The following is a 20552-nucleotide window of genomic DNA, read 5'->3' as shown; positions in this document are numbered from 1 at the left end:
CTCAAGAAGGGCGTGACGCCGGTAGCGGCGCGTCGAACACAGTCAAAGCAGCCCCGGCCGAAGTCCGGGTCAATCAGGAAGAGACAGGCATGGATAAACTCATCATCGAAGGTGGCTACCCGCTATCGGGTGAAGTCGTCGTCTCGGGTGCCAAGAACGCGGCGTTGCCGATCCTGTGCGCGAGTCTGCTCAGCGCGGAGCCGGTGCATCTGGAGAACGTGCCCGACTTGCAGGACGTGCGCACGATGCTCAAGCTGCTCGGCCAGATGGGCGTGCGTATCGAGAGCGGTGAGGGGCGTGTGTCGCTGGATGCGTCGAAGGTCGATAACCTCGTCGCGCCGTACGAGATGGTGAAGACCATGCGTGCGTCGATCCTCGTGCTCGGCCCGCTGGTCGCGCGCTTCGGTCACGCTCGGGTATCGTTGCCGGGTGGCTGCGCAATCGGCGCGCGTCCGGTGGATCAGCACATCAAGGGCCTGCAGGCCATGGGCGCGGAGATCACGATCGAGCACGGTTTTATCGAAGCGCGCGCGAAGCGTCTGAAGGGTGCGCGCATCGTGACCGACATGATCACCGTCACCGGCACGGAAAACCTGCTGATGGCAGCGGTATTGGCCGAGGGCGAAACGGTGATCGAGAACGCGGCGCGTGAGCCGGAAGTCGGCGATCTCGCGCATCTGCTGGTCGAGATGGGCGCGAGGATCGAGGGCATCGGCACGGATCGGCTGGTCATCCAGGGCGTCGACAAGCTGCACGGCGCGAAACATACGGTGATTCCGGATCGTATCGAAGCGGGCACCTTCCTGTGCGCAGTCGCGGCCGCTGGTGGCGACGTGACTTTGCGCAAAGTGCGTCCGCTGATCCTCGAAGCCGTGACGGAAAAGCTGCGCGAAGCCGGCGTCACGATCGAAGAGGGCGATGACTGGATGCGCGTGCGCATGGACAAGCGTCCGAGCGCTGTCACGTTCCGCACCTCCGAATACCCGGCGTTCCCGACCGACATGCAAGCGCAGTTCATGGCGCTGAACACGCTCGCCGACGGCACGTCGCAAGTGGTCGAGACGATCTTCGAGAACCGCTTCATGCACGTGCAGGAACTGAACCGCCTCGGCGCCAATATCACGATCGACGGCAACACCGCGCTCGTGACCGGCGTCGAGAAGCTGTCAGGCGCGAAGGTGATGGCGACCGATCTGCGTGCTTCGGCGAGTCTCGTGATTGCCGCGTTGCGCGCCGAAGGCGAAACGCTGATCGACCGGATTTATCACCTGGATCGCGGTTACGACCGGATGGAGACCAAGCTCAACGCCATCGGTGCAAAGGTGCGCCGCGTCGCCGGGAGCCAGGCATGAGTTCGATGCCGCAAACTTCGTCTTCGCCGGCCGTGAGCGCACCGCTTACGCTGGCGTTGTCGAAAGGGCGTATCTTCGAAGAAACCCTGCCGCTGCTCGCCGCGGCCGGCATTGAAGTCACCGAAGATCCGGAAACCTCGCGCAAGCTGATTCTGCCGACCACAGACACGAACGTCCGCGTGATCATCGTGCGCGCGACCGATGTGCCGACCTACGTCGAATACGGCGCAGCCGATTTCGGCGTAGCCGGCAAAGACGTGTTGCTCGAACATGGCGGCAGTGGGCTGTATCAGCCGGTCGACCTGGAGATTGCGCGCTGCCGCATGTCGGTTGCGGTGGCCGCGGGTTTCGATTATGCGAACGCGGTGCGCCAGGGCGCCCGCTTGCGTGTCGCAACCAAGTACGTTGAAACCGCACGTGAGCATTTTGCCGCCAAGGGCGTGCACGTCGACCTGATCAAGCTTTACGGTTCGATGGAACTCGCCCCGCTGGTCGGTCTTGCCGATGCGATCGTCGACCTGGTGAGCTCGGGCAACACTTTGCGCGCCAACAATCTTGTCGAGGTGGAGGAGATCATGCAGATTTCGTCGCGCCTCGTTGTGAACCAGGCGGCGCTGAAGCTCAAGCGCGCCGCGCTGCGGCCGATCCTCGACGCGTTTGAACGCGCGTCGAAGGCCGGCACCGCGGCCTGAATAGTCTGACCACGCTCGTTTGATCACGCTTTAGCGCGCCTTACCGAAACGGATATCTGTATGTCTATCAAGATTCGCAAACTCGATTCCAGCGTTCCCGGCTTTCAGAAGTCGCTGCACGCGGTGCTCGCGTTCGAGGCGAGCGAAGACGAAGCAATCGAGCGCTCGGTCGCGCAGATTCTGAACGACGTGAAAACGCGCGGCGACGCTGCGGTGCTCGAGTACACGAAGCGCTTCGACCGTGTCGAGGCGAAGAGCGTCGAGGCGCTCGAGTTGCCGATGTCCGAACTCGAAGCGGCGCTCGAAAGTCTTGAGCCGAAGCGCCGTGCGGCGCTCGAAGCGGCGGCGGCGCGTGTGCGCGGTTACCACGAGAAGCAGAAGATCGAGTGCGGCAGCCATAGCTGGCAATACACGGAAGCCGACGGCACCGTGCTCGGCCAGAAGGTCACGCCGCTGGATCGCGCGGGTATCTACGTGCCGGGCGGCAAGGCAGCGTATCCGTCGTCGGTGCTGATGAACGCGATTCCGGCCCGCGTGGCCGGTGTGCGCGAAATCGTCATGGTCGTGCCCACGCCGGACGGCGTGAAAAATCCGCTGGTGCTGGCGGCGGCCTTGCTGGGCGGTGTGGACCGGGTGTTGACGATCGGCGGCGCGCAGGCGGTAGGCGCATTGGCATACGGTACGGAAACGGTGCCCGCAGTCGACAAGATCTGCGGTCCGGGCAACGCGTATGTCGCGTCGGCCAAGCGCCGCGTGTTCGGTACGGTCGGCATCGACATGATCGCTGGGCCGTCGGAAATCCTGGTACTGTGCGATGGAACGACCGACCCGCGTTGGGTCGCGATGGACCTGTTCTCGCAGGCTGAGCACGACGAACTCGCGCAGTCCATCCTATTGTGTCCGGACGACGCGTTCATCGCCCGCGTGCATGACGCGATCAACGAACTGCTGCCGAGCATGCCGCGGCGGGACGTGATCCGCGCATCGCTCGAAGGCCGCGGGGCGCTGATCAAGGTGCGCGATATGGCCGAAGCCTGCGCGATCGCCAACGACATCGCACCGGAACACCTCGAAATCTCCGCGCTGGAACCGCATCAATGGGGTCGGCTGATCCGCCATGCCGGCGCCATCTTCCTTGGCCGCTATACGAGCGAAAGCCTCGGCGACTACTGCGCGGGGCCCAATCACGTGCTGCCTACGTCTCGTACCGCACGGTTCTCGTCCCCCTTGGGCGTCTACGATTTCTTCAAGCGTTCGAGCGTGATCGAGGTCAGTGCGGATGGCGCGCAGACGCTCGGAGAGATCGCCGCCGAACTCGCGTATGGCGAAGGCCTGCAGGCGCATGCCCGCAGCGCCGAATACCGCATGCGGCAGAACGGCTGAAGACGGGGCAGCCGCCCCTGAATACGGCGAACCCGACGAGGGAGCAGGCGGGCATCGAACCGATGCCCCCGAACTTCACCGACGGATTTCGCCCGGCTTCCCGTTAAATAACGACAAGACAGACCAACCCGGCGCGGCCAACGTGGCGCCGATGCCAGGCCAGCATCTCCCTCGCGGACCGTTCCGCTGACTTATGACGACACCTCAAGACATCATCCGCCGCGACGTGCTCGCGATGACGAGCTATCCGGTTCCGGACGCCACGGGCTATATCAAGCTCGACGCAATGGAAAATCCGTTTCCGCTGCCACCGGTGCTCGCCGCGCATCTCGGCGAACATCTGGCCGGCGTCGCGCTGAATCGTTACCCGGCGCCGCGCCCGGAAGCGCTGATCGAAAAGATCAAACGCGTGATGGGCGTGCCCGCGGGTTGCGACGTACTGCTCGGCAACGGTTCGGATGAAATCATCAGCATGATGTCGGTGGCGTGCGCGAAGCCGGGCGCCAAGGTGCTTGCGCCGGTGCCGGGTTTTGTGATGTATCAGATGTCGGCGACGCTGGCGCATCTGGAATTCGTCGGCGTACCGTTGAAGTCCGATTTCACACTCGACACCGAAGCCATGCTGGCGGCGATCGCCGAGCATGAACCGGCGATCGTCTATCTGGCCTATCCGAACAATCCGACCGGCACGCTGTACGACGACGCGGACATGGAGCGCGTCATCGCAGCGGCGAGCAGGAGCCTGGTGGTGATCGACGAGGCGTACCAGCCGTTCGCGCAGCAAAGCTGGCTGCCGCGTGCCGATGCGTTCGACAACGTTGTTGTGATGCGTACCGTCTCCAAGCTGGGCCTGGCCGGTATCCGCCTGGGGTATCTGGTCGGCAGGCCGGCCTGGCTCACCGAATTCGACAAGGTGCGCCCGCCGTACAACACCAACGTGCTCACGCAAGCTGCGGCCGATTTCCTGCTCGACCACATCGACGTGCTCGACGCCCAGGCCGAGCAACTGCGCGAAGAGCGCACGAAACTCGCGCAGGCCGTGGCCGAATTGCCGGGCGCCGAAGTGTTCCCGAGCGCCGGCAACTTCCTGCTGGTGCGGGTGCCCGACGCATCCGTTATGTTCGAAACGCTGCTGGCGGCACGGGTTCTGATCAAAAACGTGAGTAAAATGCACCCATTGCTGGTCAATTGCGTGCGTTTGACCGTCGGTTCGCCCGAGGAAAACGCCCAGTTGATCGCTGGACTGAAACTCGTGCTGCACTGAGCAACGGCGTGCCGAATGGCCGCGTAAGCATTTCCTTCAAGCGGGGAAAGTGCGCGCGGCCCGCCGTGTTCCCACCCCACACTACTATCGCTTTCTAGCTAGATTCGAGGAATTACCATGCGCCTTGCGGAAGTCGTTCGCAACACCAGCGAAACGCAGATCCGTGTGAAGATCAATCTGGACGGCACCGGTCAGCAGAAGCTGGCCACCGGCGTGCCGTTTCTTGATCACATGCTCGACCAGATCGCACGGCATGGATTGTTCGACCTCGAAATCGAAGCGCATGGCGACCTGCATATCGACGACCACCACACGGTCGAAGACACCGGCATCACGCTCGGCCAGGCCGTCGCGAAGGCAATCGGCGACCGCAAGGGCATCCGCCGCTATGGCCATTCCTACGTGCCGCTCGACGAGGCATTGTCGCGCGTCGTGATCGATTTTTCCGGCCGTCCGGGCCTCGAATTCCACGTGCCGTTCACGCGTGCGCGCATCGGCACGTTCGACGTCGATCTCTCCATCGAATTTTTCCGTGGCTTCGTGAACCATGCCGGCGTGACGCTGCATATCGACAACCTGCGCGGCCTGAACGCCCATCATCAGATGGAAACGGTGTTCAAGGCGTTCGGGCGGGCCTTGCGCATGGCCGTCGAACTGGACGAACGCGCGGCGGGCCAGATTCCGTCGACCAAGGGCAGCCTTTAAGCGCTAGTTCACCAGCTCATCTAAAACACGACTACGACCAGGACCGGCTGCGCTTCCACGCAACCGGTGTGCGATGGATATTCTGAAGTCGTTTATTTCGCTGCTGGCGCTGATCAACCCGGTCGGCGCGATTCCGTTCTTCATGAGCCTGACGGCGCTTCAAAGCGACGCCGAGCGGCGCAGGACCATCCGCATTGCGGCGATTTCGGTGTTCTGTGTGATTGCGGTGACCACGCTGCTCGGACAGCAGATCATCAGTTTCTTCGGTATTTCGGTGGGGTCGCTCGAAGTGGGCGGCGGGATCATCATGCTGCTGATGGCGATCAACATGCTGAACGCGCAGATCGGCAACAGCCGTTCGACGCCGGAAGAGCGCCATGAAGCCGAACAGAAGGACAACATCGCGGTCGTGCCGCTGGCGATCCCGCTGTTGACCGGCCCGGGCGCGATCAGCACCACGATCATTTACGCGGCCGGCTCGGCGCATTGGTACGACCGGCTGAGCCTGATTGCAATCGGTGCGGTGCTGGCGGCGATCTGCTTTTTCTCGCTGCGTCTTGCCGAACCGATTGCCCGCTGGGTAGGTCGCACGGGTATCAACATCGGGACGCGGCTGATGGGTTTGATGTTATCGGCGCTGGCGGTGGAATTCATCGTCGACGGATTGAAGGCATTGCTGCCTAACTTGAAATGAAAACTTCGATAGCGATTGTGGATTACGGAATGGGCAATCTGCGCTCGGTGGCCCAGGCATTGCGCCGCGCCGCGCCGGAAGCGGACGTGGCGATCGTCGATCAGCCCGAGGCGATCCGCTCGGCCGATCGCGTGGTGCTGCCCGGCCAGGGCGCCATGCCAGACTGCATGCGCAGTCTGGCCGAATCCGGCCTGCAGGAAGCGGTCGTTGAAGCCTCGCGCAGCAAGCCGCTGATGGGCGTATGCGTCGGCGAGCAGATGCTGTTCGACTGGAGCGCCGAGGGCAATACGCCCGGCTTGGGCCTGTTGCCAGGCAAGGTGTTGCGCTTCGATCTGGAAGGCCAGGTGCAGGACGACGGCTCGCGCTTCAAGGTTCCGCAAATGGGCTGGAACCGCGTGCGTCAGGCGCAGCCGCATCCGTTGTGGGACGGCGTCGCCGACAACGCGTTCTTCTACTTCGTACACAGCTATTACGTCGTGCCGGACAACGCCGCCCATACGTCGGGCGAAACGGTGTACGGTGTGCCCTTTACCTCGGCGGTGGCGCGGGATAACATCTTCGCGACCCAATTCCACCCGGAAAAGAGCGCCGAGGCGGGGCTGCGCGTGTATCGCAACTTCGTGCACTGGAACCCGTGAGCGCCTTTCTTCATTCTGCTGTCGTGCGCCGTTTCGCCACAAGCGGAACGCCGCCCGTGCGCCACAATGGCAGCGCGACGATTTCGCTTCGATATGGCGCTCCGCAAGGGCGTCGAAAGAGTTGTACTAAACTAGCGAAACGGCGTTGTAGCGGGCTGGCCTGTCAGCCGCTGCCGCCGACCTTCAACCACCTCCCAGACAACACCCGATTGCTATGCTGCTGATTCCCGCCATCGACCTGAAAGATGGTCACTGTGTACGCCTCAAACAGGGCGATATGGACCAGGCGACGATATTCTCCGAGGAACCGGCGGCGATGGCCCGGCATTGGGTCGACCGCGGAGCCCGGCGTCTGCACCTCGTCGATCTGAACGGCGCGTTCGCCGGCAAGCCGAAAAACGAAGACGCGATCCGCGCGATCATCGAGGAAGTGGGCGGCGCGATTCCCGTCCAGCTGGGCGGCGGCATCCGTGACCTGAACACGATCGAACGCTATCTTGACGACGGTTTGTCCTACGTCATCATCGGCACGGCTGCGGTGAAGAATCCGGGCTTCCTGCAAGACGCGTGTACGGCGTTCGGCGGCCATATCATCGTCGGACTGGATGCGAAAGACGGCAAGGTCGCCACCGACGGCTGGAGCAAGCTGACCGGTCACGAAGTGGCCGATCTGGCGCGCAAGTTCGAGGATTACGGCTGCGAGTCGATCATCTACACCGACATTGGCCGCGACGGCATGCTGCAGGGTATCAACATCGAAGCCACGGTGCGTCTCGCCCGTGCGGTGAAGATTCCGGTGATCGCGAGCGGCGGCTTGTCGAATCTCGCGGACATCGAGTCGCTGTGTGAAGTTGAGGACGAGGGCATCGAAGGCGTGATCTGCGGCCGGGCGATCTACTCGGGCGATCTGGACTTCGCGGCTGCGCAGACGCTCGCGGACCGGCTGCGCGAATCGGACGACGCTTGAGGTTCGTCGCCCGCAGCGTCGCATGTGCCGCGGCATCGGCGCATAGCCGGGCCTAAAGCAGGCATCGGGCGGGCATCGGGCGCACATCTAGCAGGTGTAAAAGCGACGACAAGCGGACGCAACGGTGCGTCCCGCTAGCGCGTCAAGCCGCATGCATGTGTCTTCGGCGCCTATTCGGTCTGACGCGGCTCGCCGCGCCGGCACTGTGCCGCTCGTGAAGTTCCGGCGAGTGGCCTCATCAGCGGTATTGGCAGAATTGCAAGATCATGGCTCTAGCTAAACGCATCATCCCCTGTCTCGACGTCACGGCTGGACGCGTGGTCAAGGGCGTCAACTTCGTCGAACTGCGCGACGCCGGCGACCCGGTCGAAATCGCGCGCCGTTACGACGATCAGGGCGCCGACGAACTCACCTTCCTCGACATCACCGCGACCTCCGATCAACGCGATCTGATCCTGCCGATCATCGAAGCGGTCGCCTCCCAGGTGTTCATTCCGCTGACGGTCGGCGGCGGCGTACGCGCTGTCGAAGACGTGCGGCGCTTGCTCAACGCCGGCGCGGACAAGATCAGCATGAACTCGTCGGCGGTCGCGAATCCGCAACTCGTGCGCGACGCGACGGACAAATACGGCTCGCAATGCATCGTCGTCGCAATCGACGCAAAGCGCGTCTCCGCGGACGGCGAAGCGCCGCGCTGGGAAGTCTTCACGCATGGCGGGCGCAAGGCCACTGGCCTCGAAGCAGTCGAATGGGCGCGCAAGATGGCCGAACTCGGCGCGGGCGAAATCCTGCTGACCAGCATGGACCGCGACGGCACCAAGAGTGGCTTCGATCTCGCGCTCACGCGCGCGGTGTCCGATGCGGTGTCGATTCCGGTGATCGCCTCGGGCGGCGTCGGTTCGCTGCAGCATCTGGCTGACGGCATCAAGAGCGGTCACGCGGACGCCGTGCTGGCCGCCAGCATTTTCCACTACGGCGAACACACCGTGGGCGAGGCCAAGCGCTTCATGGCCGATCAAGGCATCTCGGTGAGGTTGTGACGTGGTGAATCCTTCAGCAGTAGATTGGCTCGACAAGGTCAGGTGGGACGCGAACGGCCTCGTGCCTGTGATCGCGCAGGAAGCGTCGACCAACGACGTGTTGATGTTCGCGTGGATGAACCGCGAAGCGTTGGTGAAAACGGTGGAATTGGGCCGCGCGGTGTATTTCTCGCGTTCGCGCCAGCGCCTCTGGTTCAAGGGCGAAGAGTCCGGCCACGTGCAGCATGTGCATGAAGTGCGGCTCGATTGCGACGAAGACGTCGTGCTGCTGAAGGTCGAGCAGGTGTCGGGCATCGCCTGCCACACCGGCCGCCACTCGTGTTTTTTCCAGAAATTCGAAGGCTCGGTTGAAGATGGCGATTGGGTCGCCGTCGATCCCGTGCTGAAAGACCCCGAACACATCTACAAATGACGCAATCCACGCAATCCCCGGCACCCGCTTCGTCCACCAGCGACACGCTGCTGCGCCTCGCGGCCATCATCGGCAGCCGCAAGGGCGGCGACCCGGACGTCTCGTACGTGTCGCGCCTGTTTCACAAGGGCGATGACGCGATTCTGAAGAAGATCGGCGAAGAAGCCACCGAAGTCGTACTGGCCGCCAAAGACGCGCGACACGGCGGCGCGCCGAAAGCACTGGTCGGCGAAGTGGCGGACCTGTGGTTTCACTGCCTCGTGATGCTGTCGCATTTCGACCTGAGCCCCGCCGACGTGCTCGCCGAACTCGAGCGCCGCGAAGGCCTGTCGGGCATCGAGGAAAAGGCGCTGCGCAAGAGCCGCGAGCGCGAGCAGAACGGCGACTGATTGCCCGGCTTTGTCCGCGCTAGCTTGAAGTGACGGACGTCGGCACCCACATTGCACTGAACGCATGGGATCACATCCTCGGGAGGACGCAAGCATGGAACAGTCGCAGGAAAGTTATCCGCCGCCGGTCTACCGCAACGCGATCGAGCCGGAGCGCGAACGCAGTCTGCGCACGCTCACCCATGTGCTGTATGCGCTGTATGCGGTCCACTGGCTGACGGGTGGTCTGACGATTCTGATTGCGATCATCATCAATTACGTGAAGCGGCCCGACGTGGTGGGCACGCCTTACGAGGCGCATTTCGAGTGGCAGATCCGCTCGTTCTGGATGGCTTTGCTGGGTTATGCGATCGGCGGGGTGCTGCTGTTCGTGGTGATCGGCATTCCCATCCTGTGGGCCGTCAGTATCTGGATGTTGTACCGTATTATCAAAGGCTGGTTGTATCTGTACGATAACAAGCCGCTTGCGAACCCGCGCGGCTGGTTCTGAGTTGAGTCCGGTTGAGACCGGCTCGACACGCACTCGCCCCACCGCATCTCGCGTTCTAGCCATACTGCGTCAGGAATACGATGAGTCACGACCCGAACTGCCTTTTCTGCAAGATCGCCGCCGGCGAGATTCCGTCGACCAAAGTCCACGAAGACGAAGAGTTTTTCGCCTTCCGCGACATTCGTCCGGCGGCTGAAACGCATGTGCTGTTGATTCCCCGCAAACACATCGCGACGCTGTCAAATTGCACCGAAAGCGATGCGCCGCTGCTTGGTAGAATGCTTGTCTTGGCGGCGCGTCTGGCCGACCAGCTCGGCGTGGCGTACACCGGTGGCGAAAGCGGTTTTCGCACGGTAATCAATACCGGGCCGGGCGGCGGGCAAGAGGTGTATCACTTGCACGCACACATCCTCGCGGGGCCGCGCCCGTGGCAGCGGATGGGCTGACATACCAGCATGTGCCGGGAGCCCGCGGTGAGTTTTGGTAGTCGAGAATAGGGCGGCAGTTATTTTTTACGGCACTGTAATGTTGCCGACGCGATCTCCGGTCACAATGACACAGCGTATCGTGGGTTGAATCGGAACAGTCCGCGCTAACGTATAGATGAAGCACACGTGCTTCGATTCACGCCGCAGGGCGCACAAGTTTTGCCGCATCACGATGCGGTGTCGGGGTTAAGGAGAGTAGTCATGGGTTCGTTGAGCATTTGGCATTGGCTGATCGTGTTGTTGATCGTGGCGCTCGTGTTCGGCACGAAGAAGCTGCGCAATATCGGTGGCGATCTGGGTGGCGCGGTGAAGGGCTTCAAGGAAGGCATGAAGGAAGCCGAAACGCCCGCAGGTGAAGCGCAGCAGCGCGAACTGCCGCGCAACGGCGCCGTGGATGTGGAAGCGAAGGAAAAGACGCCGCGTTCCAGCGATTACCGCTAAGCCGCGGCCCAACCGCGTTACTGACGGACACTCCATTTCATGCTGGACCTCGGTCTAACCAAGATGGCGCTGATTGGCGTCGTCGCGCTGGTCGTACTCGGGCCTGAGCGCCTGCCTCGCGTCGCCCGTACGGCCGGCGCGTTGTTCGGCCGCGCGCAGCGGTATATCAACGACGTGAAGGCCGAAGTCACCCGCGAAATCGAGCTCGACGAATTGCGCCGCATGAAAACCGAGTTCGAAGCGGCGGCGAGCAACGTCGAAACCAGCGTTCAGGACAATCTGCGCAAGCACGAATCCGAACTGAACGACGCGTGGAATAGCGGCAGCTCGGTGTCGCCGAGCATTGCAGGCGGCGCGCTCGAAGATGCCGGCAATTCGTCCTGGCCGACCAGCACGCCGGCTGCGGGTCCGAAGCGCAAGAACTGGCGCGTCAAACAGACCGCCATGCCCACCTGGTACAAGCGCGCCACCACGCGCCGCACGCGCGTGCAGTCAGGCGCTGCGCGCGTGGCGCGGCATACGCCGGCCACCATGCGTCGTCCGACGCGCTTTTTCTGATGATCAGAGCGACAATCCCTAACCGAGGGCCGGTGTGAGCGACCCCCAGCAAACCCAGGACGAAGGCACTGAAGAGACCTTCATTTCCCACCTCGTTGAATTGCGCGACCGTATCATTCGCGCCGGCCTTGCCGTCATCGTGGTGTTTGTCGGACTCGTGTATTGGGCGCCGGACATCTTCCGGCTGCTAGCGCGGCCCTTGATGCAGAATCTGCCGAAGGACGGCAAGATGATCGTCACGGATGTGACCGGCTCGTTCTTCGTGCCGATGAAGGTGACCATGATGGTCGCCTTCGTGATCGCGCTGCCGGTCGTGCTGTACCAGATCTGGGCGTTCGTCGCGCCGGGTCTGTACCAGCATGAGAAGAAGCTGGTCGGGCCGTTGGTGGGCAGCAGCTACACGCTGTTCCTGTGCGGCATGGCGTTCGCGTACTTCGTGGTGTTTCCAACCATCTTCCGCGTGATGGCGCACTACAACGCGCCGCTCGGCGCGGAGATGAACACCGATATCGACAACTACCTCAGCTTCGTGCTGACCATGTTCCTCGCGTTCGGCGTGACGTTCGAAGTGCCGATTGTCGTGGTGCTGCTGGTCCGCATGAACGTGCTGACGATCAAGAAGCTCAAGGAAATCCGTCCGTATGTGATCGTGGCCGCGTTCGTGATTTCGGCGGTGGTGACGCCGCCGGACGTGTTCTCGCAGCTGATTCTGGCGATTCCGCTGATCGTGCTGTACGAGGCCGGGATCATCGCGGCGCGCCTGATCGTCGGTAAGCAGCCGGTGGTTATTGAGGAAGCGAGTCCGCCGGACTGAACGTAAAGCACTTCACGCGCCAGGGTGGTGCGGTGCTGGGCGGGTGAGTCAAAGGATCACGCAAACAAAAAGGGCAGTCCGGAATGGATTGCCCTTTTTGTTTGCGGCTGCATTGTTGGGTTGCCGTGTTGCTGTGTTGCCGTGTTGCTGTGTTGCTGTGTTGCTGTGTTGCTGTGTTGCTGTGTTGCTGTGTTGCCGCGTGTCCTGGGCCAGCCGCTGCGCTGCTTCAACGGCCGGCTGTGCTGACAACCACTGCTGTTATGAAGCGCTTAACCGCCGTCATCATCCTGCTGATCACCGCCGCCGTTGTCCTCCGCAGGTTGCTTCGGCGGAGGCGGACGCTTGCCGATGGTCACCTCCAGATCCATCTCGCGGCTTTTGCGCACCAGGTGGACCTTCGCAGCCGTGCCGGGCTTGATCTGAGCGATGACATTCAAGAGACGCGTGGTGTCGGTGATCTCCTGGCCGTTCACGCTCACCAGGATGTCGCCCGGCTTGATGCCCGCGCGGTCGGCCGGTCCGTTCTTCAGCACGCCCGCGACAATCGCGCCGGACTTCTGCTCGAGCCCGAACGATTCAGCGATTTCCGGCGTCACGTCCTGCGGTTCCACGCCGATCCAGCCGCGCGTGACCGAACCCGTCGTGATGATGCTCTCCAGCACGCTGCGCGCCGTCGAAACAGGAATCGCGAAGCCGATGCCGAGCGAGCCGCCTGAGCGCGAATAGATAGCGGTATTGATGCCGAGCAGATTGCCGTTCACGTCGACCAGCGCGCCGCCGGAGTTGCCCGGGTTGATGGCCGCGTCTGTCTGAATGAAATTTTCGAAGGTGTTGATGCCGAGGTGATTGCGCCCGAGCGCGCTGACAATACCCATGGTCACCGTCTGCCCAACGCCGAATGGATTGCCGATTGCCAGCACCACGTCGCCCACGCGCGTCTGGTCCATGCGGCCGAGCGTGATGGTGGGCAGATTGGTCATGTTGACCTTGAGCACGGCCAGATCGGTCTCAGGATCGACGCCGATCACCTTCGCGTTCGTGGTGCGACCGTCGGCGAGCGCGATTTCGATCTGGTCGGCGCCGTCCACGACGTGCTGGTTCGTTAGAATGTAACCTTCCGAACTCACTATCACCCCCGAGCCGAGATTCGACGCGGGCTGCTCCTGCCGCTTGCGGTTGTTCTTGTCGCCGAAGAAGTAGCGGAACAGGGGATCTTTCGCGCGCGGATCGGGCGGTAGTGAGCCATCCTTGCTGGAGAACACGTTGACGACCGCGGGCATGGCCTTTTGCGCGGCATCTGCATAGGACGCCTGTGCAGGGCCGCTGCCGATGCCTGGCGCCACTTCCCGCAGGGCGACGATCGGTTCGGCGAGTTGCTTGCCGAATTGCCCTTGACGCTGCAGCCACTGCGGTTTGAGGGTCGCAATGATGAACATCAGCGCCAACAGCACGGTCACCGCTTGGGCAAAGAACAGCCAAAAGCGTCTAAGCATCTGAAGACTAGAGGTTTATATGGATCGGATCGAACTTGAATTGTACTTGAACAATCTTCTTGAAACCGCGCGCTTCAAGGACTATTGCCCTAATGGATTGCAGGTGGAAGGGCGTCGCCGGATCAATAAGCTCGCGACCGGCGTGACGGCTTCCGTGGCCTTTCTCGAGGCCGCGCTCGACTGGGGCGCGGACGCTGTGCTGGTCCATCACGGCTACTTCTGGCGCAACGAGGCGCCGCAGATCACCGGGCGCAAACACGCGCGCCTGAAACTGCTGATTGCCAACGACCTGAACCTGTTCGCCTACCACCTGCCGCTCGACGACCATCCCGAGTTCGGCAACAACGCGCAGATCGGCGCGAAGATGGGCTGGATCAGCGACGCGCGTTTCGGCGAGAACGATCTCGGCTGGCTTGCCACTTTTCCTATGCCGATCACGCTCGCGCACTTCACCGCGCAAGTCGAGCAGACGCTCGGCCGCACGCCGCTCGTGTTCGGTGACCCGGATCGCGAACTGCGCCGGGTGGGCTGGTGCACGGGCGCCGCTCAAGGCATGTTCGACGCCGCGATCAATGCCGGCGCTGACGTCTACCTGACCGGCGAAGTGTCGGAGTCGGTCATGCACACCTCGGCGGAAAGCGGGGTAGCGTTCCTCGCGGCCGGCCATCACGCGACCGAGCGTTTCGGCGTGCAGGCGGTGGGCAAGCATCTGTCCGAGGCGTTCGATATTGAGCACGTGTTTATCGATATCCCTAATCCCGTTTGAATTTAAACCGGGATTGGATAAGAAAAAGGCACGAATAACGCAGAGGGCACTTAAAAGGAGGTGCGAAAAAGTTTGCGATCCGTACGGAGAAACCCTGAGTTATCAAGGGGTTCGCACGGTTTTTGGCAATCGGGCCTTGTAAATGCCGACTCCATTCGCGCAAACTAGCGGCGGTAGAAGCGACGTGAAGGAAAAATCCAACTCAGAAGTGGGGCGTGTAATGCGAGACAAGGAAGATGAACGCGTCGACGGCGGCCGCCGTACCTGGCTGATAGCGACGACCGTAGCAGGTGGCATAGGAGGCGTTGCCACTGTCGTACCCTTTGTTAGTTCGTTTGCACCATCTGAAAAGGCCAAGGCAGCAGGTGCCCCGGTCGAAGTCGATATCAGTGACCTCAAGCCTGGCGACATGAAGACCGTCGCCTGGCGCGGCAAGCCCGTCTGGATCATCAACCGCACCGACAGGATGCTCGCCGATGTCCAGAAAGCCGATAACGAAGTAGCGGATCCCCACACCAAGAATCCTTTTTCGATGCCGTTGCCGGAGTACTGCAACAACGAATTCCGTTCGCGCTCCGATCACAAGAATCTGTTCGTCGCCGTCGCCGTGTGCACCCATCTGGGCTGTACGCCGACGCCGCGCTTCCAGGAGGGCGCGCAGCCCAATCTTCCAGACGACTGGCCAGGCGGCTTCCTGTGCCCTTGCCACGGTTCGACCTATGACATGGCCGGCCGCGTCTTCAAGAACAAACCTGCGCCGCAGAACCTCGACATCCCGCCTTACATGTTCACGTCGGCCACCGGGCTCGTGATCGGCAAGGACGAGAAAGGAGAAGCGTAATGGCGATCGAACACGAAGTAGAGACGACCGGGCTGGTCGGCTGGATCGACCGCCGCTTTCCGCTGACCTCCACCTGGAAGAAGCACGTTTCCGAGTACTACGCGCCGAAGAACTTCAACTTCTGGTACTTCTTCGGTTCGCTCGCGTTGCTGGTGCTGGTCAATCAGATCGTCACCGGCATCTTCCTCACCATGAACTACAAGCCCGACGCGACGCTCGCGTTCGCGTCGGTCGAGTACATCATGCGCGAGGTGCCGTGGGGCTGGCTGATCCGCTACATGCACTCCACGGGCGCGTCGATGTTCTTCGTCGTCGTGTATCTGCATATGTTCCGCGGGCTGTTGTACGGCTCGTATCGCAAGCCGCGCGAACTGGTGTGGATCTTCGGCTGCGCGATCTTCCTGTGCCTGATGGCCGAGGCGTTCTTCGGCTATCTGCTGCCGTGGGGCCAGATGTCGTTCTGGGGCGCGCAGGTGATCGTGAACCTGTTCTCGGCGATTCCGTTCATCGGGCCGGATCTGTCACTGTGGATTCGCGGCGACTATGTCGTGTCGGACGTGACGCTGAACCGCTTTTTCGCGTTTCACGTGATCGCCATTCCGCTGGTGCTGATCGGCCTTGTGGTCGCCCATCTGGTGGCGCTGCATGAAGTGGGTTCGAACAACCCCGACGGCATTGAGATCAAGGCGAAGAAGGACCCGGACGGCATTCCGCTCGACGGCATTCCGTTCCATCCGTACTACTCCGTGCACGACTTCATGGGCGTCTCGGTGTTTCTGATCATTTTCGCCGCGATCATCTTTTTTGCGCCGGAGATGGGTGGGTATTTCCTCGAAGCGAATAACTTCATCCCCGCCAATCCGCTTCAAACGCCGCAGGAAATTGCGCCGGTGTGGTACTTCACCGCCTTCTACGCGATGCTGCGCGCCACCACTGATCCGTTCAAGATCGTGTTGATGATCATCATCGCGCTGCTCGGCCTGTTCGCGTTGGTGCGCGCGCGCGGCAAGTGGAAGCTCGGTTTGCCGGTGCTCGCCGTGCTGGTGGTGCTCGCCATGGCGTTCACCGAATCGAAGTTCTGGGGCGTGGTGGTGATGGGCGGCGCGGTGATCTCGCTGTTCTTCCTGCCGTGGCTCGACCGCTCGCCGGTGAAGTCGATCCGTTACCGACCGTTTTTTCACAAGGTGTTCTACGGGATTTTTGTGCTCGCTTTCCTGACGTTGGGCTTCCTCGGCACCAAACCGCCGTCGCCGGCTTCGACGTTGATTGCGCAGGTGTGTGCGCTGATCTACTTCGCGTTTTTCCTCGGTATGCCGGTCTGGACGCGGCTTGGCACGTTCAAGCAGCCGCCCGAGCGGGTGCGGTTCAAGCCCCACTAATCGCGAGCCAGGAGAACACGAAATGAAAAAACTGCTTTCGACGTGCGCGCTAATCGGCGCGACACTGCTCGCGGTGCTGGCTGGCCCGGCGCACGCGGACGAGAATTTCCCTCTCGACCGCGCGCCCGATAACGCGGAGAATTTCGCTTCTTTGCAGCACGGCGCGCAAATATTTGTAAACTATTGCCTGAATTGTCACAGCGCGAACCTGATGCGCTACAACCGGCTGACGGACCTTGGCATTACGCCGAACGAAATCCAGGCGAACCTCCTGTTCACCACGGATAAAGTCGGCAATACCATGACCGTGGCGATGCGCCCAGACGACGCGAAAGCGTGGTTCGGGGCGAGTCCGCCGGATTTGTCAGTGGAGGCACGGGCGCGCGGCAAGGACTGGCTGTACACGTACCTGCGCAGCTTCTATCGCGACGATACGCGGCCGACCGGCTGGAACAATCTGGTGTATGAGAACGTGAGCATGCCTCACGTGCTGTGGCAGCTTCAGGGGCAACGTACCGCGAAGTTCGGTGACGCCGTAGACGAAAAAACAGGCGAAACGGTGCACAAATTTGTCGGCTTCCAACAGGTCACGCCGGGGACAATGTCGCCGGTAGATTATGATTCTACTGTGGCCGACCTTGTGTCGTACCTGTCATGGATGTCCGAACCGACGCAGAAAACCCGCAAACAGCTTGGCGTGTGGGTGCTGCTGTTCCTCGGCGTCCTGAGCTTTTTTGCCTGGCGATTGAACGCCGCGTACTGGAAACATATCAAATAATCACGCTGTCACCGGCGTGGGGCCGGCGCCAGGAAAAACCTGTTGAACGGTTTTTCCGCGCGCTGGCCTTTCAGCTTTTTGAGGAAACGTAAACATGATGGTTCTGTATTCCGGCACAACTTGCCCGTTCTCCCAGCGCTGCCGGCTGGTGTTGTTCGAAAAGGGCATGGACTTCGAGATCCGCGACGTCGACCTGTTTAACAAGCCGGAAGACATCGCTGTGATGAATCCGTACGGTCAAGTGCCGATTCTCGTCGAACGGGACCTGATTCTGTACGAATCGAACATCATCAACGAGTATATCGACGAGCGCTTCCCGCATCCGCAACTGATGCCGGCCGATCCGGTTCAGCGCGCGCGCGCCCGTCTGTTCCTGCTCAACTTCGAAAAGGAACTGTTCGTTCACGTCGGCACGCTCGAAAACGAAAAGGGCAAGGCCGCCGAGAAGAACCACGAAAAGGCACGTCTCGCGATCCGCGATCGTCTGACGCAGCTCGCGCCGATCTTCCTGAAGAACAAGTACATGCTCGGTGAAGAGTTCTCGATGCTGGACGTCGCGATCGCGCCGTTGCTGTGGCGTCTGGATCACTACGGCATCGAGCTGTCGAAGAACGCGGCGCCGCTGATGAAGTACGCCGAGCGCATTTTCAGCCGCCCGGCTTATATCGAAGCGCTGACGCCTTCGGAAAAGGTGATGCGTCGTTGAGTTTGGCTTTGGGGTGAGGGCGCCGCGTCTCGATGGTTTTCCGTGCGCGCCCCAACCCGGTAAGAGGACTGTTGATGCAAGAGATTTCCACCAAGCCTTATCTGCTGCGTGCGCTGTACGAGTGGTGCACGGATAACGGCTATACGCCGCATATTGCGGTCCGGGTCGACAATCAGACGCGCGTGCCGCGTCAGTTCGTGCGCGATAACGAGATCGTGTTGAACATCAGCTTCGAGGCGACCAGCCAGTTGCAGATGGGCAATGAATGGATCGAGTTCAGCGCGCGTTTCTCCGGCAAGTCGCACAAGATCGAGGTGCCGATCGCCAATATTCTCGCGATCTACGCGCGCGAAAATGGCCAGGGCATGGCGTTCCCGGTCGAGTCGGCGGGCGGCGAAGCGCAGGATTCAGGCGCCGACGCGGAACTGGCGGACGAGACCGAGGCGCCGGCTGCACCGCGCGCTACGGCGCCGCGCGCGGTCGAATCGTCGTCGACTGCCGCCGATGCGGCCGCCGCCAAAGCGGAAACGGCGACGGACGGCCCGCAGCCTGACGACGACGGATCAAAAGGTGGCGGAAGGGCTCGCCTCAAGATCGTGAAATGAAGTAGAATCACGGCCTCATGCCGGCTTAGCTCATCAGGTAGAGCGCTTGACTTGTAATCATGAGGTGGCGGGTTCGAGTCCTGCAGCCGGCACCAGTAGTACGAAAACGGGTTTCTGAAGAATTTCAGAAACCCGTTTTTTTATTGGGTCGGGAATCATTCGGCGGCCGTTGCCTCATGGCCAGCAGACGCCATGGCTTGCCGATCGAAGCGGCGAGTGAGGCGAAAAACAGCCCATTTTCACCAGATCTCATTCACCTTGTCGATTGTGGACATTTCAGTCTACGATTTGGCCAGATAGGCAGCAGTAAAGGCGATCGCGGCGATCTCGTCCCGGGAGCCGTCTGCAGATACAGCGCCGCGAACCCGACCGGGAGAGGTACTATTCGGGCGTCAGTCGGCATCACGATCAGTCACTCCGGCGGGCAACGCCCCCGAGACGCGAGGTTTCACCGCGTCACTCCCGCAACACAGACCCCACCTCACCATGACCAGCCCCGCAACCATCACCTGGCCCGAAGCCGACGGCCCCCGCAGCGCGCGTTGGCGCTCAGAAGCCGCAGTGCCGCCGCCCAAGCGCGTCGTCGTGGCGGATGACCGCACCACCGCCGACTCGGCCTACCGTCTCGCCTGCGAAGGCACGGCGCTGTTGTGGAACGGCGACTTCCAGAACGCCCGTCAGTTGCTGCAAGCAGTCACGCGCCGGCTGGAGCGCAAACCGCGCAAGCAGGGCGAAACGCCGATCGACGCGTTCAATCTGCATCGCCAGGCGCAGTCGCAGCGTGCCCGTACGCTTGGCATGATTCTGATTCCGCTTGACGCCGCTTATGGCATCCCGCTTCGCCGCGCGCCTGAAGTACAGCAGGCCTGCATCGAAACCTACGGGCTGTCTACCGACGAACCCTCGGTCGTGTCGCTGCGTGAATTGCTCGGGCTGATCGGTGCGCACGAGTGGCGCAAGAAGGGCGTGGAAATCCCTGCGCTCGGGGACCGCATCCATCCGCACTACGGCGTGTTTTCGCCGGTGCGCGGCGAGTATGTGGATCTGGTTGCTCGCACGCCGCTGCCCTCATTGAACAAGGCGTTCGATATCGGCACGGGTACGGGCGTGCTCGCTGCGTTGCTTGCTAAACGCGGCGTGAAGAAAGTCGTCGCGACAGACCAGGATCCGCGGGCGCTTGCCTGCGCGCGCGAAAACCTCGCACGTCTTGGCTACGATCAACAAGTCGAGGTCGTGCAGGCCGATCTGTTTCCTGAAGGCCGTGCGCCGCTGGTGGTCTGTAACCCGCCATGGGTGCCGGCCCGACCCGCGTCGCCGATTGAATATGCGATCTACGATTCGGAAAGCCGCATGTTGCTCGGCTTTCTGGACGGTCTGGCGGAGCACTTGTCCCCGGGCGGAGAGGGCTGGCTGATCATGTCGGATTTCGCCGAGCATCTCGGCTTGCGCACCCGCGAGTGGCTGCTTGCGGCCATTGAAAAGGCGGGTTTGACCGTGGTCGGTCGCGAGGATATCCGTCCGCGGCATCCGAAATCGACCGATGAAACCGATGCGCTGCACACGGCGCGCGCGGCCGAGTTGACGTCGCTCTGGCGTCTGAAGGCACGCTAGGGCGATAACGTGCAACGACGTGCGATAGCGTGCGACGACGCGGTAG

Annotated in this window: 24 protein-coding genes and 1 tRNA gene; 24 read left to right on the top strand and 1 reads right to left on the bottom strand. The window is 61.9% G+C overall.

The features are described from left to right. Positions 1 to 89 precede the first annotated feature (89 nt). The 16 genes from murA to tatC all read left to right on the top strand — a co-directional run bounded on the left by murA (position 90) and on the right by tatC (position 12327). A complete protein-coding gene (gene murA, locus PQR53_RS26965) occupies positions 90 to 1352 on the top strand; it encodes a UDP-N-acetylglucosamine 1-carboxyvinyltransferase (protein ID WP_494471274.1) in 1263 nt (420 codons plus the stop codon). Further along, on the top strand, positions 1349 to 2044 hold the full coding sequence (gene hisG / locus PQR53_RS26960; RefSeq protein WP_408460882.1) for an ATP phosphoribosyltransferase: 696 nt from the start codon (positions 1349 to 1351) through the stop codon (positions 2042 to 2044). Before murA ends, hisG begins: the two co-directional genes overlap by 4 nt. A gap of 60 nt (positions 2045 to 2104) precedes the next feature. Further along, a complete protein-coding gene (hisD, locus tag PQR53_RS26955; protein ID WP_408460879.1) occupies positions 2105 to 3427 on the top strand; it encodes a histidinol dehydrogenase in 1323 nt (440 codons plus the stop codon). A gap of 193 nt (positions 3428 to 3620) precedes the next feature. Then, positions 3621 to 4691 (top strand): histidinol-phosphate transaminase, encoded by a 1071-nt coding sequence (hisC, locus tag PQR53_RS26950; RefSeq protein WP_408460876.1) that lies wholly within the window; start codon positions 3621 to 3623, stop codon positions 4689 to 4691. A gap of 117 nt (positions 4692 to 4808) precedes the next feature. Then, complete coding sequence (hisB, locus tag PQR53_RS26945; RefSeq protein ID WP_179734719.1) at positions 4809 to 5396, top strand: imidazoleglycerol-phosphate dehydratase HisB; 588 nt, start codon at positions 4809 to 4811, stop codon at positions 5394 to 5396. 73 nt (positions 5397 to 5469) lie between these two features. Continuing rightward, the gene (locus PQR53_RS26940; protein ID WP_179734717.1) at positions 5470 to 6090 is read left to right on the top strand and encodes a MarC family protein; all 621 of its coding nucleotides are present in this window, start codon (positions 5470 to 5472) and stop codon (positions 6088 to 6090) included. After that, on the top strand, positions 6087 to 6728 hold the full coding sequence (gene hisH, locus PQR53_RS26935; protein WP_408460872.1) for an imidazole glycerol phosphate synthase subunit HisH: 642 nt from the start codon (positions 6087 to 6089) through the stop codon (positions 6726 to 6728). The genes PQR53_RS26940 and hisH overlap by 4 nt, the downstream gene beginning before the upstream one ends. Positions 6729 to 6942: 214 nt before the next feature. Further along, positions 6943 to 7695 carry a 1-(5-phosphoribosyl)-5-[(5-phosphoribosylamino)methylideneamino]imidazole-4-carboxamide isomerase gene (gene hisA, locus PQR53_RS26930; protein ID WP_408460869.1) on the top strand — a complete coding sequence of 251 codons (753 nt, stop codon included), beginning with the start codon at positions 6943 to 6945 and terminating at the stop codon, positions 7693 to 7695. Between the two features lie 266 nt (positions 7696 to 7961). Next, positions 7962 to 8735, top strand: coding sequence for an imidazole glycerol phosphate synthase subunit HisF (hisF, locus tag PQR53_RS26925; protein ID WP_063497498.1), 774 nt, complete (start codon positions 7962 to 7964; stop codon positions 8733 to 8735). 1 nt (position 8736) lies between these two features. Beyond that, on the top strand, positions 8737 to 9147 hold the full coding sequence (gene hisI / locus PQR53_RS26920; RefSeq protein ID WP_408460865.1) for a phosphoribosyl-AMP cyclohydrolase: 411 nt from the start codon (positions 8737 to 8739) through the stop codon (positions 9145 to 9147). After that, entirely contained in the window at positions 9144 to 9536 is a 393-nt protein-coding gene (locus PQR53_RS26915; protein WP_408460863.1) for a phosphoribosyl-ATP diphosphatase, read from the top strand. Before hisI ends, PQR53_RS26915 begins: the two co-directional genes overlap by 4 nt. A gap of 94 nt (positions 9537 to 9630) precedes the next feature. After that, complete coding sequence (locus PQR53_RS26910; RefSeq protein WP_323044418.1) at positions 9631 to 10026, top strand: DUF4870 family protein; 396 nt, start codon at positions 9631 to 9633, stop codon at positions 10024 to 10026. Positions 10027 to 10106: 80 nt separating this feature from the next. Continuing rightward, positions 10107 to 10472: a histidine triad nucleotide-binding protein gene (locus PQR53_RS26905; RefSeq protein ID WP_408460860.1), complete on the top strand. Its 366-nt coding sequence runs from the start codon at positions 10107 to 10109 to the stop codon at positions 10470 to 10472. A 243-nt stretch (positions 10473 to 10715) separates the two neighbouring features. Next, entirely contained in the window at positions 10716 to 10955 is a 240-nt protein-coding gene (tatA, locus tag PQR53_RS26900; protein ID WP_179734705.1) for a Sec-independent protein translocase subunit TatA, read from the top strand. Between the two features lie 39 nt (positions 10956 to 10994). Then, entirely contained in the window at positions 10995 to 11513 is a 519-nt protein-coding gene (gene tatB / locus PQR53_RS26895; RefSeq protein WP_408460858.1) for a Sec-independent protein translocase protein TatB, read from the top strand. A 34-nt stretch (positions 11514 to 11547) separates the two neighbouring features. Next, positions 11548 to 12327 (top strand): twin-arginine translocase subunit TatC, encoded by a 780-nt coding sequence (gene tatC / locus PQR53_RS26890; protein ID WP_408460855.1) that lies wholly within the window; start codon positions 11548 to 11550, stop codon positions 12325 to 12327. Positions 12328 to 12596: 269 nt separating this feature from the next. Here the strand turns inward: tatC and PQR53_RS26885 are convergent, their stop codons facing one another. Then, positions 12597 to 13820 (bottom strand): Do family serine endopeptidase, encoded by a 1224-nt coding sequence (locus tag PQR53_RS26885; RefSeq protein WP_179734699.1) that lies wholly within the window; start codon positions 13818 to 13820, stop codon positions 12597 to 12599. Between the two features lie 19 nt (positions 13821 to 13839). Here PQR53_RS26885 and PQR53_RS26880 point away from each other — a divergent pair, with 19 nt between their 5' ends. The 8 genes from PQR53_RS26880 to PQR53_RS26845 all read left to right on the top strand — a co-directional run bounded on the left by PQR53_RS26880 (position 13840) and on the right by PQR53_RS26845 (position 20506). Then, positions 13840 to 14586 (top strand): Nif3-like dinuclear metal center hexameric protein, encoded by a 747-nt coding sequence (locus PQR53_RS26880; protein ID WP_408460853.1) that lies wholly within the window; start codon positions 13840 to 13842, stop codon positions 14584 to 14586. A gap of 220 nt (positions 14587 to 14806) precedes the next feature. Continuing rightward, positions 14807 to 15427, top strand: a complete 621-nt coding sequence (gene petA / locus PQR53_RS26875; protein ID WP_179734694.1) for a ubiquinol-cytochrome c reductase iron-sulfur subunit — start codon at positions 14807 to 14809, stop codon at positions 15425 to 15427. Continuing rightward, entirely contained in the window at positions 15427 to 16806 is a 1380-nt protein-coding gene (locus PQR53_RS26870; protein ID WP_408460850.1) for a cytochrome b, read from the top strand. The genes petA and PQR53_RS26870 overlap by 1 nt, the downstream gene beginning before the upstream one ends. Before the next feature lie 22 nt (positions 16807 to 16828). Then, positions 16829 to 17584 (top strand): cytochrome c1, encoded by a 756-nt coding sequence (locus tag PQR53_RS26865; protein WP_408460848.1) that lies wholly within the window; start codon positions 16829 to 16831, stop codon positions 17582 to 17584. A gap of 94 nt (positions 17585 to 17678) precedes the next feature. Then, the gene (locus tag PQR53_RS26860) at positions 17679 to 18290 is read left to right on the top strand and encodes a glutathione S-transferase N-terminal domain-containing protein (RefSeq protein ID WP_006052302.1); all 612 of its coding nucleotides are present in this window, start codon (positions 17679 to 17681) and stop codon (positions 18288 to 18290) included. A 74-nt stretch (positions 18291 to 18364) separates the two neighbouring features. Beyond that, positions 18365 to 18895, top strand: a complete 531-nt coding sequence (locus PQR53_RS26855) for a ClpXP protease specificity-enhancing factor (protein ID WP_408460846.1) — start codon at positions 18365 to 18367, stop codon at positions 18893 to 18895. A gap of 19 nt (positions 18896 to 18914) precedes the next feature. Next, positions 18915 to 18990: transfer RNA gene (locus PQR53_RS26850), tRNA-Thr, on the top strand. Positions 18991 to 19381: 391 nt separating this feature from the next. Further along, positions 19382 to 20506 (top strand): methyltransferase, encoded by a 1125-nt coding sequence (locus tag PQR53_RS26845; protein ID WP_408460843.1) that lies wholly within the window; start codon positions 19382 to 19384, stop codon positions 20504 to 20506. Positions 20507 to 20552: the final 46 nt, after the last annotated feature.

The organism is Paraburkholderia fungorum (assembly GCF_046027605.1).
Taxonomy (GTDB): domain Bacteria; phylum Pseudomonadota; class Gammaproteobacteria; order Burkholderiales; family Burkholderiaceae; genus Paraburkholderia; species Paraburkholderia fungorum_F.
This window is presented reverse-complemented; position numbering and strand designations above follow the sequence as displayed.

Excerpts from the sequence above, each read along its gene's own strand:
- hisC (WP_408460876.1), top strand. The coding sequence starts at position 3,621 with ATGACGACACCTCAAGACATCATCCGCCGCGACGTGCTCGCGATGACG.
- petA (WP_179734694.1), top strand. The coding sequence starts at position 14,807 with ATGCGAGACAAGGAAGATGAACGCGTCGACGGCGGCCGCCGTACCTGG.
- PQR53_RS26915 (WP_408460863.1), top strand. The coding sequence starts at position 9,144 with ATGACGCAATCCACGCAATCCCCGGCACCCGCTTCGTCCACCAGCGAC.
- PQR53_RS26855 (WP_408460846.1), top strand. The coding sequence starts at position 18,365 with ATGCAAGAGATTTCCACCAAGCCTTATCTGCTGCGTGCGCTGTACGAG.
- PQR53_RS26865 (WP_408460848.1), top strand. The coding sequence starts at position 16,829 with ATGAAAAAACTGCTTTCGACGTGCGCGCTAATCGGCGCGACACTGCTC.
- PQR53_RS26845 (WP_408460843.1), top strand. The coding sequence starts at position 19,382 with ATGACCAGCCCCGCAACCATCACCTGGCCCGAAGCCGACGGCCCCCGC.
- PQR53_RS26870 (WP_408460850.1), top strand. The coding sequence starts at position 15,427 with ATGGCGATCGAACACGAAGTAGAGACGACCGGGCTGGTCGGCTGGATC.
- hisA (WP_408460869.1), top strand. The coding sequence starts at position 6,943 with ATGCTGCTGATTCCCGCCATCGACCTGAAAGATGGTCACTGTGTACGC.
- PQR53_RS26940 (WP_179734717.1), top strand. The coding sequence starts at position 5,470 with ATGGATATTCTGAAGTCGTTTATTTCGCTGCTGGCGCTGATCAACCCG.
- PQR53_RS26885 (WP_179734699.1), bottom strand. The coding sequence starts at position 13,820 with ATGCTTAGACGCTTTTGGCTGTTCTTTGCCCAAGCGGTGACCGTGCTG.
- PQR53_RS26880 (WP_408460853.1), top strand. The coding sequence starts at position 13,840 with ATGGATCGGATCGAACTTGAATTGTACTTGAACAATCTTCTTGAAACC.
- hisD (WP_408460879.1), top strand. The coding sequence starts at position 2,105 with ATGTCTATCAAGATTCGCAAACTCGATTCCAGCGTTCCCGGCTTTCAG.
- hisG (WP_408460882.1), top strand. The coding sequence starts at position 1,349 with ATGAGTTCGATGCCGCAAACTTCGTCTTCGCCGGCCGTGAGCGCACCG.
- murA (WP_494471274.1), top strand. The coding sequence starts at position 90 with ATGGATAAACTCATCATCGAAGGTGGCTACCCGCTATCGGGTGAAGTC.
- hisB (WP_179734719.1), top strand. The coding sequence starts at position 4,809 with ATGCGCCTTGCGGAAGTCGTTCGCAACACCAGCGAAACGCAGATCCGT.
- hisF (WP_063497498.1), top strand. The coding sequence starts at position 7,962 with ATGGCTCTAGCTAAACGCATCATCCCCTGTCTCGACGTCACGGCTGGA.
- PQR53_RS26910 (WP_323044418.1), top strand. The coding sequence starts at position 9,631 with ATGGAACAGTCGCAGGAAAGTTATCCGCCGCCGGTCTACCGCAACGCG.
- tatB (WP_408460858.1), top strand. The coding sequence starts at position 10,995 with ATGCTGGACCTCGGTCTAACCAAGATGGCGCTGATTGGCGTCGTCGCG.
- PQR53_RS26905 (WP_408460860.1), top strand. The coding sequence starts at position 10,107 with ATGAGTCACGACCCGAACTGCCTTTTCTGCAAGATCGCCGCCGGCGAG.
- tatA (WP_179734705.1), top strand. The coding sequence starts at position 10,716 with ATGGGTTCGTTGAGCATTTGGCATTGGCTGATCGTGTTGTTGATCGTG.
- PQR53_RS26860 (WP_006052302.1), top strand. The coding sequence starts at position 17,679 with ATGATGGTTCTGTATTCCGGCACAACTTGCCCGTTCTCCCAGCGCTGC.
- hisH (WP_408460872.1), top strand. The coding sequence starts at position 6,087 with ATGAAAACTTCGATAGCGATTGTGGATTACGGAATGGGCAATCTGCGC.